Raw genomic sequence first — 13180 nt, 5'->3', positions numbered from 1 at the left:
CGGCGGCCCACGATGAAGGACATCGCGCGGCATGCCGGGGTCTCGCAGAGCGCCGTGTCCTTCGCGCTGAACGGGCGCGCCGGGGTCTCGGAGGACACCCGGGAGCGGGTCCGCCAGGTGGCCGAGGAGCTGGGCTGGCGGCCGAGCACGGCGGCTCGCGCCCTGTCCGGGGAGGGCGCGGCGACGGTCGGCTTCGTACTGGCGCGGCCCGCGGACACGCTGGGCGTGGACTCGTTCTTCCTCCAGCTCGTCTCCGGCATCCAGGAGGTGCTGGCTGAGCGTCATCTCGGGCTGCTGTTCCAGGTGGTGGAGGACATCGCCGACGAGTGCGCGGTGTACCGGCGCTGGTGGGCCGAGCACCGGGTGGACGGGGTCCTGGTGGTCGACCCCCGCACCGACGACCCGCGCCCCGACCTCCTCGACGAACTCGGCCTGCCCGCCGTGGTGATCGGCGGCGCACCCGAGGAACGGCATCCGGGCCTTTCGACGGTGTGGGCGGACGACGCGGGCGCGATGGCGTCGGTGGTGGACGGGCTGCACGCCCTCGGGCACCGGCGGATCGTGCACATCGCGGGTCTCGCGGGCCTCGCCCACACCGAGCGCCGTATCCGCACCCTGGCCGCCGAGGCCGGGCGGCGCGGGCTGACGCAGGTGCAGTCGGTGACCACGGACTACTCGGACGCGGCGGGCGCGGCGGTGACCAGACGCGTCCTCCAGGCCGCCGCTCCCCCGACCGCGCTGATCTACGACAACGACGTGATGGCCGTCGCCGGCGTCGCCGCCGCGACCGAGCTGGGCTTCTCGGTGCCTACGGAGGTATCGGTGGTCGCCTGGGAGGACTCGGCGCTGTGCCGCATGGTCAAGCCGTGGCTTTCGGCCCTGTCCCGGGACAGTGTGGAGTTCGGCCGTACGGCGGCGCGGGAGCTGACGGCACTGCTGGACGGGGGGCCGGCCCGGACCGTACGGGTGCCAGTGCCGCGGTTGATCGAGCGGGACAGCACGGGGGTGGCCCGGGGGACCTGAGGAAACCGGCTCCCCCGTCCACGCGGCCTGAGGAACCCGCTCCCCGTCCACGCCCCGCCGGGGGACAATGGCCGCATGCGGCTGCGGGGACTGGCCTGTGCCGCCGCCGGGCTGTCGCTGCTGTTGGCGGTGGGCTGCACCGGCGGCGGGGACGAGGGTGCGCGCGAGACGCCATCGGCAAGCCCGAGCCCTCGTACGACAACCGCCTCCCCCTCGCCCTCCCCTGTGGACCCCGTGTCGATCCAGGCGCTGATCCAGCGCGACCACCGCGGCTCCGACCTCCGCCTGGGTACCGTCCTGGCCCGCACCGCCGCCTACACCTCGTACGCGGTGACGTACGAGAGCGACGGTCTGACCATCTCGGGGCTGATGAACATCCCCTCGGGCAAGGGCCCGTTCCCGGCGCTGGTGCTCGCGCACGGCTACATCGACCCGGCCGTCTACACCACAGGCCGGGGTCTGGCCCGCGAACAGGACCTGCTCGCCCGCGAGGGCTATGTCGTCCTGCACACCGACTACCGCAACCACGCCCGGTCCGACGACGACCCCGACAACGACGTGAATCTGCGCCTCGGCTACACCTCCGACGTCATCGGCGCGGTCCTCGCGCTGCGCGGTTCCGGCCGGCCGGAGATCGACGGTGACCGGATCGGGCTGCTCGGGCGCTCGATGGGCGGCGGGGTCGTATACAACACACTGGTGGTGGCGCCCGGGCTGGTCGACGCGGCCGTGGTCTTCGCGCCGGTCAGCGGCAGGCCGCAGGACAACATCGACCGGTTCCAGCGGGGTGAGGGCGACCCGATCGCCGCCGAGATCGACACCGCACACGGTACGCCGGAACAGGACCCGCAGTTCTGGCGGAACGTCTCACCGCTGACCTTCGTGGACCGGGCGACCGAGCCGCTGCTGATCCATCACGGCACCGCGGACGACACCTGCCCGCTCGCCTGGTCGAAGCGGACGGTCGCGGCGTTCGAGGCGGCCGGGAAGGACGTGGAACTGCGCCAGTACCGGGGCGAGGGGCATACGTTCGGACCCCAGTGGCCGGACGCGATGGAGGCGACAACAGCATTCTTCGAGAAGCATCTGCGTTGAGCCGCGCTCTCGACGCGGGGACCCTCGGCAGGCAGAGTTCTGTCCCACGTACCAGCGAGTAATCCCACCTCATGGAGCCTTCTGTGACCACCTGGGTCGGCCGGAGCGCCGCCGAGATCGCCGCCGCCGTACGGGAGAAGCGGGCCACGCCCCGGGAGGTGGTCGCCGAGCACCTCGACCGGATCGAGCGTCTGGACGACCGGATCGGCGCCTTCCGTACGGTGCGGGCAAAGGCGGCGCTCGCCGAGGCCGACGCCGTGGCAGCACGCGGTGACCTGGCCGAACTGCCGCTCGCGGGCGTGCCGGTGGCCGTCAAGGACAACCTGGCGGTGTGCGGAGAGTCGCTGCGCATGGGCTCTGCCGCGACCTCGGAGGCCCCGGCGGCCGACGACCATGTCACGGTGGCCCGGTTGCGGGCGGCAGGCGCGGTCGTCGTAGGCCTGACGAACGTTCCGGAGCTGTGCGTCTTCGGCACCACGGACGGCGTGCACGGCATCGCCCGCAACCCGTGGGACCTTTCGCGCTCGGCGGGCGGTTCCTCGGGCGGCAGCGCGGCCGCGGTCGCCGCGGGCCTGGTCCCGATCGCCCTCGGCAACGACGGCATGGGCTCCCTGCGCATCCCGGCGGCCAACTGCGGACTGGTCACCATCAAACCCGGCCGCGGGGTGGTCCCGGCGGGCATCGGCGACGGCGACTGGTTCGGCATGTCGGAGAACGGCCCGCTGGCCACGACGGTCGAGGACGCGCGCCTGATGCTGGCGGTGCTGGCCGACGCGGAACTCCCGCCCGCGTCGACGCGGGGAGCGCGGCGCATCGCAGTGTCGCTGCGCAGCCCGCTCGCGGGGATCGCGGTGAGCGCCCCGTTCCGAGCGGCGGCGCGCGAGGCGGCGGGGCTCCTGATGAAGGCGGGCCATCAGGTACGCCGCGCAGATCCGCCGTACCCCCTCTCCCTCAGCCTCACCTCACTCGCCCACTGGACGGCGGGCACCTCGGTCGACGCCCGGGGCCTGGACCCGCGTCTGCTGACCCGCCGCACGAGGGTCCACGCGGCGATAGGCAGGCGCTTCGTGGGTCAGGCCCAGAAGGGCAAGGCCCGCGAGGAGCTGCGCCGCACCCTCGCCCCCTTCTTCGACGAGTACGACATCCTGCTCACCCCCGCCCTGGCCCGCCGCTCCCCCAAGGCCGCCGACTGGCACGAACGGGGCTGGCTGCGCAACATCATGGCCAACACCGCCTACTCCCCCTTCACCCCACCCTGGAACCTCACCGCCTGGCCGGCGCTGACCATCCCCACCGGCACCCTGCCCTCCGGCGCCCCCTGCGCCGTACAACTGGTGGGCCGCCCGGGCGCGGAGACAGATCTGCTGGACCTGGCGGCCCAGTTGGAGCAGCAGCGGCCTTGGCAGCGGACGGCTCCTTCGGTCGACTAGGGCGTGGTAGTCGAACGGTCAGTATCCGATGGCCTCTCGGAGCAGCAGCACGGTGCCGCGCCCCGGACGGGGTTCCGCGTTGAGGATGAGCAGGCGGTTGACGGCGCTGGGCATCCCGTACACCGCCTGGGCGCGGGCGTTCTCCAGCGGGAGGGCGTGCTCCTCGATGCGGCGCAGGGCTGTGCTCAGGTCGGGCACCACCTTCTGCGCGCCGACGATCCACACCGCGTGGGCGGCGCCGCCCGCGTTGGCGGGGAGTTGGGTGCCGCTGCCGGAGGCGAGGACGAGCGAGCCGGTCTCGGTGACCGCGGCGACGCTGTTGACGACGAAGTCGGGGCCGGCGAGCAGCCTGCGGATCTCGTCGGCGCCGGTGGCACGGTCGATGGCCAGGACGCGCGGCCTGATGGCGTCGTACTGGCCGCCGGCATTGATGTCCTCGTCGATGCCGGACAGTCGGAGGGTCTCGCTGGCTCCGGTGAGCACGGAGGCGCCCTCGGGGATCAGATCCTTGATACGGGCGCGCGCTTCTGCGGCGTCGTCAAGAATCTCGGCGTCGAAACCGCCCGCGCGCAGCGCGGCGGCCACCCGCTCCAGTTGGTCGGCCGTTGCCGGGTCGGTGAAGGATGAGCCCTGCGCCGAGTGGGGCGCCGAGCCCGCCAGCGAGGAGGTGTCGAGGTACCTGACCTCGTACACCCGCTCAGCGAACCTCCAGCCTTCCTCGGTGCGCTGGTAACGGTCGTGGTACACGGCGTAGTTGAGACCCTGGCGTCCGTCGAGGGCGCGCGCGAGTTCTTGGATGTAGGCGCGGCCGGTCGCGGTGTCGCCGTCGAGCTGGATCGTGCCGGGGTGGGTGTTCTGCACGAAGAAGTCCCACTGGCGCTGCAGCCGCTCGCCCCCGGCGAGGATCTCCTCGCGGCCGATCTGCTCGACGGGGATGTTGGGCATGCGCAGGGCACCGTCCGGTGTGAACAGCGACGCCAGGCGGGGTCGGTCGCGCATCATCGCGGCGTCGGTGAACTCGCCGCGCAGTGCCTCGATCTCGACGCGGTCCGCGATGGCCTGGAAGTCGTTCATCAAAGTCCCCTCTCCGTCGTGTGGTCGCTCTCACCGGTACGACAACGCGGCGCTTCGGAATGTGAGGCGGGGCCTCGGTCTCACATTCCGGTGCGCTGTCTTGTCGTAAGGGGTAGAGGCACAGCGAGCGAGGGAGACGGTCAGACCATGAGCACCGGAGCCGAGCCAGGCAACGATCAGAGCGATCCGAGCCTCGGCGCGATCATGAGTGAGCGGCGTCGGCTGATCAATCTCGGCTATCGACTCCTCGGGTCCCTTGCCGACGCCGAGGACGTCGTGCAGGAGACCTACGCCCGCTGGTATGCCATGTCCGCTCGGGAGCAGCAGGCCATCGAGTCGCCCGGCGCCTGGCTGATGACGGTCGCGAGCCGCATCTGCCTGAACCTGCTCGGTTCGGCGCGTGCCCGGCGGGAGACGTACGTGGGCGAGTGGATCCCGGAACCGCTGCCCGAGCCCACGGAGTGGATCACCGGGCGCCCCGACGCGGGCGGGACCGACCCGGCCGACCGGGTCACCCTCGACGAGTCGGTGACGATGGCCTTCCTGGTCGTGCTCGATGCGATGACCCCGGCCGAGCGCGTCGCGTTCGTCCTGCACGACGTCTTCCGCTATCCCTTCGGCGAGGTCGCCGAGATCGTCGGCCGCACTCCGGCGGCGTGCCGTCAACTGGCCTCGTCCGCCCGTCGGCGCGTCCGCACCGCGCAGAGCCCGGCGGGCCCGAGTGCCGGGCAGGCCGGCATCGTCAAGGAGTTCAGAACGGCGTGGGAGGCCAAGGACATCGGCGCCCTGATCGGCCTGCTCGACCCGGACGCCGTCGCGACCGCCGACGGCGGCGGTCTTGCTGTCACCCACCTGCACCCGATCGTGGGCAGTGAGCGGATCGCACGCGCCTACGCCGAGATCGCCCGGGTGTCGGGCGACCGCACCACGTTCCTGGAGTGCACGGTCAACGGACTGCCCGGCTTGGTGACGCGGCAGGACGGCAAGCTCTCGACCGTGTTCGCGTTCGAGATCGCGGGCGACCGGATCAGGCATATCTGGGCGGTGCGAAACCCCGAGAAGCTCCGTCCCTGGCGGGTCAGTTGAGGAGCGGCGTTCACAGCGCCTTGTACATGATGTGCAGCCCCACCAGGCCATGCCGTGGATGGTCGAAGGCATCCGGCACCGTGCCCAGGATCGTGAAGCCGAGGGAAGTCCACAGCTGGACGGCCGGGTTGGTTTCGACGACGGCGTTGAAGACCATGCCGTGGTAGCCGAGGGCCTTGGCGGTGGTCAGGACGTGTTCGGCGAGGAGGCGGCCGATGCCGCGGCCCGCGTGGGCGGGGTCGACCATGAAGCCCGCGTTGGCGATACGGGCCGCGGGGCCGCCGTAGTTGGGGGTGATGTACGCGGAGGCGACCACGGTGCCGGTCTCGTCCTCGACGACGTACACGCGCTTCGCCGGGTTCATCCACAGGACCCGGGCCGCCTCCTCGGAGGTGTCCGGGTCCCAGGCGTAGGTCTCGCCGGCGGAGACGATGCGGTGCCAGAAAGGCCAGATCCGCGGCCAGTCCTCGGCCGCGGCTTCTCTGATCAGCATGGGCGCCAGTCTCGCACGCCCATGCGATCGTCCATCGCGAAGGCCTCTCGGCGCTTCAGTCCACGCTGGGCAGGATGTGGGGCTCGGCGAGGTCGTCCTCGTAACCCGCGAGCCGGATCGGGGCGGATCGGGCCCACACGTCCAGGCTGCCGAGCTCTCCGGGCCGACGGCCCGCGCGTTCCGGACGTTCCTTGGGACGTGGTTCGCGTTTCGTCTTCTCCGGTGTCACCGCGCACTCCTTATGTGTCGGGTCACCCTCGGGACCAACTGCGCCGGGGCCGCTGCGCCCGGCGTCTGAGGCCCGCTCGGGTGTGAGTCGAAAGGCATTTCGGACGCGGTGGCGCCGGTTCTCGTACGGAGCACGTGGGTGTGGGTGGGACCCCGTGCTGCTGTCCGTCCGCTATAGAGTAACCAAATGAGCGGGTGCCCGCTCGATGGGGCTGAAAACTCGGGGTTACTGTCTGAAGACGTCCTGTTTTCTCCCCTCGTCCTCTCACCCCTGCATGGGACCAGGGGGAACGAGTGCCCTGGGCGGACGGATGGGGCGACCACACCGTACGGATCGAGCCGCCGTGGCCTCCGTCCCGTACACCATCGACCACGTCACGCAGTTCAAGTCCCGTTGGCCGAATCGCAAGCCACCCATGATCTGCTGACGGAGGCAACGGCTTGTCCCGCGGGAGGACTGGCGCATGGAGCTGCGCAGTGTCGAAGAGCTGATGGATCTGCTGTACGCCTGCCGGGGCGCACGGCCCGCCCCCGGCCGCACCGGCGCCGGAACCGATCTGCACCAGCACGCGCTGCGCACCGCCGCGCTGCTGCGCCGGCGCCGCCCCGCCGACAAGGAGCTCCAGGTGGCAGGGCTGGTCCAGGCGATCGGCCCCCTGCTCAGGCCCGGTGACCCAGCCGCCCAACCCGACTGCGCGGCCCACGCCGTACGCTCCCTGCTCGGTGAGCGAGTGGCCCGCCTCGTCCGCGCCGAGGGCCACGACTGCGACCCCTCTGACGACGATCTGCTACGGCTGCGACAGGCGGCCGAGGAGAGCCGCACCGCCGGTTTCGACGCCGGGGTCCTGGAGGACTGGCGCACCGTACTGGAACTGCTCGCGGCCCGTAACTCCCGCCTCGGGGCTGTCGACTGACGGACCGTCATGAGACGGTACGGCGATGACGTCGCCGTACGGACTCCAGGGCAGGGCCGCCGTGGTCACCGGCGCCACCCGCGGTATCGGACTCGCCGTCGCCCGTGCGCTCACCGAGGCCGGAGTACGGGTGTGCGTGACCGCGAGGGACGCGGAGGAGGTACGGCGCACGGCGGCGGAGCTGGGCGGCGCGGGACTGCCGGGGGACGTGGCCGATCCCGCGCATCTCAAGTCACTGGCCGACTTCTGCGTACGCGAACTCGGGCGCCTCGACATCGTGGTCAACAACGCGGCGACCAACCAGCCCTACGGCCCGCTGATGGAGATCGACCCGCTCGCCTGGCGCCATGCGTTCACGGTGAACGTCGAGGCGCCGCTGCGTCTGATCCAGCACGCCTGGCGAGCCTGGATGCGCGACCACGGCGGCACGGTCGTCAACACCTGCACGGAGGGCGCGGAACACGTGGGCCCCCGCATAGGCGCCTACGGCACCAGCAAGTCCGCTCTCCTCCACCTCACCCGCCAACTGGCGGGCGAACTGGCCCCGAAGGTCCGCGTCAACTCGGTCTCCCCCGGCCTGATCCGCACCGACATGGCCCGCTTCGTCTGGGAGCCCGCCGAGCAACAGATCACCGCCGCCATGCCACTTGGCCGCATCGGCGAGCCCGAGGACATCGCCCGAGCGGTCACCTGGCTGGCCTCGGACGCGGCCCAGTGGGTGACCGGCGCCGATCTGGTGGTGGACGGGGGGACACGGGTACGGGCGGCCCAGCCGGCACCGGGGAGCGCCGTACAGGAGGCGCTCCGCACCCGAACCCCCACTGACCTGCCGTAACCCCAAGGGGATTCCTGTCTACCTTGCGGCGACAGGCTTGACGGTTTTACCCGCCCTGCGACCGCGGCTTCCGGCGGCCGGGACCTCCACGATGACGTGGCCGATCCGGTACAGGTGCAAGATGTTGCGGGCTGCGTTCCAGTCGGCGTTGCACTGGAAGCCGCACGCGGAGCAGCGTCGGGAGGTGTTCGGGGCGGGGACCTTGACGTTCTTGCCGGGCTCGTCGACGGTGCCCTACTGCATTTACGTCACCGCGCTGGAATTCGAATCCCGATGTCAGAACCGGCCACGTCGTCCACAACCTTCACCGTCGTCATGCAGTACATCGAGAAGCAGAAACGCCCCGCGGGCTGAGCCGATCACTGCGGACAACGTGTCGGACAGCGAGGCGCGTTCCTTCGCCGAGGCCAGCAGGTGTTCGCGAAGCCGCTCGCTGCCGCACACGGCAGCGAGCGTGGGTTCCAGATCGTCCGAGCCCGACACCGCGGTCTCGATGAACGCGAGCAGATCGGTCATACGCGGCATGCTGTTTCCCGGCGTCCTGTGGGTATTTGAACGATTCCCAAGGATGCAGTGTCGAATCGCGACGCGGATGCCTTCCGCGGATCAGGCGGTCGCGTTTCTCCGGAATCAGCAGCCGGCGGACACGACCCGGCCTACCACTTGCCGGGCTCGTAGTCCTTCAGGAAGACGCCGTACAGGTCCTCGCCCACCTCGCCGCGCACGATCGGGTCGTAGACGCGGGCCGCGCCGTCGATCAGGTCGAGGGGGGCGTGGAAGCCCTCGTCGGCGAGGCGGAGTTTGTCGTAGTGGGGGCGTTCGTCGGTGATCCAGCCGGTGTCGACCGAGGTCATCAGGATGCCGTCGGTCTGGAACATCTCCTGGGCGCTGGTCCGGGTCACCATGTTCATCGCGGCCTTGGCTGCGTTGGTGTTCGGGTGCCCCGCGCCCTTGTAGCCGCGGCCGAACACGCCCTCCATGGCGGAGACGTTGACGACGTACGCGCGGCCCGAGGACGCCTTGCGCGCCGCGTCCGCCATCACCGGGCGGAGCTTGCTGATCAGGATGAACGGCGCCGTGTAGTTGCACAGCTGGGTCTCGAGGAGTTCCACCGGGGAGATCTGCTCGATGGTCTGCACCCAGGTGTTGGTGTCGACGACATCGGGGACCAGGCCGCCCGCGTCGATGGCGGTGCCGTCGCGGTGCCGCTCCACGCTGGCGTGGCCCGCGACCAGGGCGAGGTCCGCCACCTTCTGCGCGTCGAGACCGGAGACCCCGACGGGCAGCGCGGTCAGACCGTCGACAGCGCCGGAGTTGAAGGCGCCGATGACATGGTGGGCGGGGAGCTCACCGGCCGGCAGCGGGGCCGACTCGCCGTCCACCAGGGCGGCGTAGGCCGACGGCAGGCGCCGTACCGTCTGGGTCGCGTTGTTGATCAGGATGTCGAGCGGGCCCTGCTCGGCCAGCTGGTCCGCGAGGGCGACGGCCTGGGCCGGGTCGCGCAGGTCGATGCCGACGACCTCCAGGCGGTGGATCCAGTCCGCGGAGTCGTCCATGGCCTTGAAGCGGCGGATGGCGTCCTTCGGGAACCGGGTGGTGATGGTGGTGTGGGCGCCGTCGCGCAGCAGCCGCAGCGCGATGTACATGCCGATCTTGGCGCGGCCGCCGGTGAGCAGTGCGCGCTTGCCGGTCAGGTCGGCGCGGACGTCCCGCTTGGCGCGGTTCAGCGCGGCGCACTCGGGACAGAGCTGGTGGTAGAAGTAGTCGACTTCCACGTACCGCGTCTTGCAGGTGTAGCAGGAGCGCGGACGCTGGAGTATCCCCGCGATCCGCCCCGCCTCGGTGACCGACGACGGCAGGAGGCCCTCGGTCTCGTCGTCGATGCGCTGTGCGGAGCCGGTCGCGGTGGCCTCGGTGACCGCCTTGTCGTGGGCTGTCTTGGCGGCCCGGCGCTCCTGACGGCGGCGCTGCTTGACCGTGCGGTAGACGCCCGCGGTGGCCCGGCGCACGGCGATGGCGTCGGGGTGGTCGACCTCCAGCTTGTCGAGCTCGTCCAGCACGCTGAGGCAGACGGCCAGCCGCTCGGGGTCGATGCCGGGGCCGTACACGACCTCTTCCGTGGTCGTCGACCCGTCCTCTGTCACCGTCATCGCCGCTGCCGCTTCCCTGCTCACCCGTGCGGCGCTCCGACCGCGTCCGCTTTCGAACGGGGAATTCTACGGAGCACCGGGCGTCACTACCAAAAAGCGGGACGGTCAAGGGTCGCAGGCCGTGATCAGCGTCTCCACCTCCGCCGACAGCGCCGCGGCCAGCAGATCGAGATCCGGTACGGCCGCCGCGTCGGCCACCAGCCCGTAGTGGACGCGTCCGCGGTACGTCGAGACCGCCACCGCGAGGGACTGGCCGCGGGCGAGCGGGGCGAAGGGGAAGACGGCATTGACCGGGTTGCCGCCGAGTTTCAGGCCGATGCTGGGCAGCGGGACGCTGGTGACCAGGATGTCGAACCACAGCCGGGCGGCCTGGCTGACCAGGGGGCCGCCGAGGCGGTGGCCGAGCGCCGGGACGTGGTCGGCGAGCAGGGCGACGGCACCGGCGCCGCGGTTGGGGCCCGCGTCCTTGTTGCGGTCCATGGCGGCGCGGACCGTGTCGAGGCGGCGCAGCGGGTCGGGGTCGTCCACGGGCAGACGCATGAGGTATCCGGAGAGCCGGTTGCCCTGGGGGTGCGCGGTGCGCGGGCGGCGTTTGGAGACCGGGATCAGGGCGCGGGGCGCGACGCCCTCGCTGCCGTCCCCGCGTTCGTCGAGCCAGCGGCGCAGGGCGCCGGCGACGACCGCGATCAGCACGTCGTTGACGGTGCCGCCGACGGCCTTGCGCACCCGGTGCACATCGTCGAGGTCGATGACGACTCCGGCGGTACGGCGGGTGCCGCTGGGCTCGGAGGTGAGCGCGGCGGTGCTGCGCGCGGCGAGCGTCGTGCCCAGGGTCGATACGGCGAGGGAGGTGCCGATGTCGAGGGCCCGGCCCACGTCGGAGAGGGCGCCCCTCACCAGGCCGGGCAGCTTGCGCACATCCGGGAGCAGGCCGCGCGGGGGCTCGGCCGGGCGGGGCCGGGGCTCGGGCAGGTCCATGGGGTCGAGGACGGCCGCGGCGAGCGTCAGCGCGCGCAGCCCGTCGGCCAGGGCGTGGTGGAACTTGAACAGCACGGCGAAGGACACCCCGTCCTCGCCGGGCAGCACATGGGCCTCCCACGGCGGCCGGCCGCGCTCCAGCGGGCGTTCCATGAGGCGTCCGGCGACCGTCTGGAAGTCGTCGGTCGGGGCGTGCAGCCGCACATGGTCCAGCGGATCGAAGTCGCGGGCGGGCTCCCTGGTGGCGGCGCCGAAGGCGAGCGGCTGCCATACGTCCCGGATACGCATCCGCAACCCCGGGACCGCCGCGGCGCGGGCCGCGAGCAGGTCGGCGGCGTGGGCCCCGGCCGTGGGCGAGTGCGCGGAGAAGACGCCGAGGGCACCGAGGTGCATCGGGTGCCGCTCGGACTCGATGTTCCAGAACGCCAGGTCGAGAGGGGCGAGCAGATCTGAAGTCAAGGGCTTGCCTCGCGTCGACGACGGGTGGGCAAGCAGTCAATCGCCCTGGGGCGATTACGGTCAAGTACGATCAAGCTACGCACAGTTAACAGCAGATTAAGTCCAGCCCCTTGGCCGTATCCCGACGCCTCAGTCGTCACAGAAGCAACAGGAATCACGGCGAGCGGGAGGTCAGGACACCCGCTGACCCTTCCCCAGCGCGATGACCCCGCCCTTGGAGACCGTGTACAGGTCCGCGTCCCGCTCCGGATTGACGCCGATCGTCGCGCCCGGCGGCACTTCCACGTTCTTGTCGAGCACCGCCCCGCGCACGACCGCGCCGCGCCCTATGTGGACGTTGTCGTGCAGCACCGACCCCTGCACCACCGCCCCCGGGTCCACCACCACACCCGGCGACAGCACGGACCGGGTGACCTGGCCCCGGATCAGACACCCGGCGCTGATGATCGACTCCCCCGCGATGCCGCCGGCGTTGAAGCGGGCCGGGGAGAGCTGGCCCGAGTGGGTGTAGATGGGCCACTGCCGGTTGTAGAGGTTGAAGGCGGGCCGCTCGGCGATCAGGTCCATGTGCGCGTCGTAGTACGCGTCGAGCGTGCCGACGTCCCGCCAGTACCCCTGGTCCCGGGTCGTCTCGCCGGGCACATGGTTGGCGCTGAAGTCGTACAGCTGTGCCTCGCCCCGGTCGGTGAGCTGGGGCAGGATCGAACCGCCCATGTCGTGCACGGATCTGTCGTCCTCGGCGTCCCGCTGGAGGGCCTCGATGAGGGCCTTGGTGGTGAAGATGTAGTTGCCCATCGAGGCGAACACGCACTCGGGGTCGTCGGGGAGGCCCGGCGGGTCGGCGGGCTTCTCCAGGAAGCGCTCCACCGTCTGGCCGTCGGAGCCGGGGGTGATCACGCCGAACGACGGGGACTCGCCGCGCGGGACGCGTATCCCGGCCACGGTCACGCCCGCGCCGGACTCGATGTGCTGGGCGAGCATCTGCCGCGGGTCCATGCGGTACACATGGTCGGCGCCGAACACGGCGACATACTCGGGACGTTCGTCGTAGATCAGGTTCAGCGACTGAAGGATGGCGTCCGCGCTGCCCAGGTACCAGCGCGGGCCCAGGCGCTGCTGGGCGGGGACCGGGGTGACGTAGTTGCCGAGCAGGCTGGACATCCGCCAGGTGGTGGTGATGTGCCGGTCCAGCGAGTGCGACTTGTACTGCGTGAGCACGCAGACGCGCAGGATGTCGCCGTTGACGAGGTTGGACAGGACGAAGTCGACGAGGCGGTAGGTGCCGCCGAAGGTGACCGCTGGCTTCGCGCGGTCCGCGGTCAGGGGCATCAGGCGTTTGCCTTCTCCGCCCGCCAGCACGATTCCGAGCACCGAAGGTCCGCCACGACGCATGGCCGCTCCCCTCACCGTGGTTG

At 71.2% G+C, this 13180-nt stretch carries 13 protein-coding genes and 1 pseudogene; 6 read left to right on the top strand and 8 right to left on the bottom strand.

Translation table 11 applies throughout. The features are described 5' to 3' along the window. Positions 1-12 precede the first annotated feature (12 nt). The 3 genes from OHT76_RS37375 (at position 13) to OHT76_RS37365 (ending at position 3548) form a co-directional block, all read left to right on the top strand. The gene (locus OHT76_RS37375; RefSeq protein ID WP_328876720.1) at positions 13-1023 is read left to right on the top strand and encodes a LacI family DNA-binding transcriptional regulator; all 1011 of its coding nucleotides are present in this window, start codon (positions 13-15) and stop codon (positions 1021-1023) included. Positions 1024-1098: 75 nt separating this feature from the next. Then, positions 1099-2118: an alpha/beta hydrolase family protein gene (locus tag OHT76_RS37370; RefSeq protein ID WP_328875297.1), complete on the top strand. Its 1020-nt coding sequence runs from the start codon at positions 1099-1101 to the stop codon at positions 2116-2118. Positions 2119-2201: 83 nt separating this feature from the next. Further along, positions 2202-3548 carry an amidase gene (locus tag OHT76_RS37365; RefSeq protein ID WP_328875296.1) on the top strand — a complete coding sequence of 449 codons (1347 nt, stop codon included), beginning with the start codon at positions 2202-2204 and terminating at the stop codon, positions 3546-3548. A gap of 18 nt (positions 3549-3566) precedes the next feature. Here OHT76_RS37365 and OHT76_RS37360 read toward each other — a convergent pair whose 3' ends face one another. Next, a complete protein-coding gene (locus tag OHT76_RS37360) occupies positions 3567-4622 on the bottom strand; it encodes an LUD domain-containing protein (RefSeq protein WP_328875295.1) in 1056 nt (351 codons plus the stop codon). Between the two features lie 147 nt (positions 4623-4769). Between OHT76_RS37360 and sigJ the strand changes: the two genes are divergently transcribed. After that, positions 4770-5708, top strand: a complete 939-nt coding sequence (gene sigJ / locus OHT76_RS37355; RefSeq protein ID WP_328875294.1) for an RNA polymerase sigma factor SigJ — start codon at positions 4770-4772, stop codon at positions 5706-5708. Between the two features lie 10 nt (positions 5709-5718). Here the strand turns inward: sigJ and OHT76_RS37350 are convergent, their stop codons facing one another. Next, entirely contained in the window at positions 5719-6201 is a 483-nt protein-coding gene (locus OHT76_RS37350) for a GNAT family N-acetyltransferase (protein WP_328875293.1), read from the bottom strand. 55 nt (positions 6202-6256) lie between these two features. Next, the gene (locus tag OHT76_RS37345; RefSeq protein WP_315883613.1) at positions 6257-6430 is read right to left on the bottom strand and encodes a hypothetical protein; all 174 of its coding nucleotides are present in this window, start codon (positions 6428-6430) and stop codon (positions 6257-6259) included. A 463-nt stretch (positions 6431-6893) separates the two neighbouring features. Between OHT76_RS37345 and OHT76_RS37340 the strand changes: the two genes are divergently transcribed. Both OHT76_RS37340 and OHT76_RS37335 read left to right on the top strand, forming a co-directional pair. Further along, entirely contained in the window at positions 6894-7343 is a 450-nt protein-coding gene (locus tag OHT76_RS37340; protein ID WP_328875292.1) for a hypothetical protein, read from the top strand. Positions 7344-7368: 25 nt separating this feature from the next. Beyond that, complete coding sequence (locus OHT76_RS37335; protein WP_328875291.1) at positions 7369-8178, top strand: SDR family oxidoreductase; 810 nt, start codon at positions 7369-7371, stop codon at positions 8176-8178. Positions 8179-8196: 18 nt separating this feature from the next. Here OHT76_RS37335 and OHT76_RS37330 read toward each other — a convergent pair. From OHT76_RS37330 to glgC, 5 genes and pseudogenes are all read right to left on the bottom strand, one after another. Next, positions 8197-8409, bottom strand: a pseudogene (locus OHT76_RS37330) (RNA-guided endonuclease TnpB family protein); the annotation flags it as partial. 45 nt (positions 8410-8454) lie between these two features. Continuing rightward, positions 8455-8694 (bottom strand): hypothetical protein, encoded by a 240-nt coding sequence (locus OHT76_RS37325; RefSeq protein WP_328875290.1) that lies wholly within the window; start codon positions 8692-8694, stop codon positions 8455-8457. Positions 8695-8834: 140 nt separating this feature from the next. Then, a complete protein-coding gene (locus OHT76_RS37320) occupies positions 8835-10328 on the bottom strand; it encodes an SDR family NAD(P)-dependent oxidoreductase (protein WP_328875289.1) in 1494 nt (497 codons plus the stop codon). Between the two features lie 105 nt (positions 10329-10433). After that, complete coding sequence (locus tag OHT76_RS37315; RefSeq protein ID WP_328875288.1) at positions 10434-11765, bottom strand: wax ester/triacylglycerol synthase family O-acyltransferase; 1332 nt, start codon at positions 11763-11765, stop codon at positions 10434-10436. 171 nt (positions 11766-11936) lie between these two features. Then, on the bottom strand, positions 11937-13157 hold the full coding sequence (gene glgC / locus OHT76_RS37310) for a glucose-1-phosphate adenylyltransferase (RefSeq protein WP_328875287.1): 1221 nt from the start codon (positions 13155-13157) through the stop codon (positions 11937-11939). Between the last annotated feature and the right edge of the window lie 23 nt (positions 13158-13180).

It is taken from the genome of Streptomyces sp. NBC_00287 (assembly GCF_036173105.1).
GTDB lineage: Bacteria > Actinomycetota > Actinomycetes > Streptomycetales > Streptomycetaceae > Streptomyces.
The sequence above is the reverse complement of the archived record's forward strand: the minus strand, read 5'-3'. Positions and strand labels throughout refer to the sequence as shown.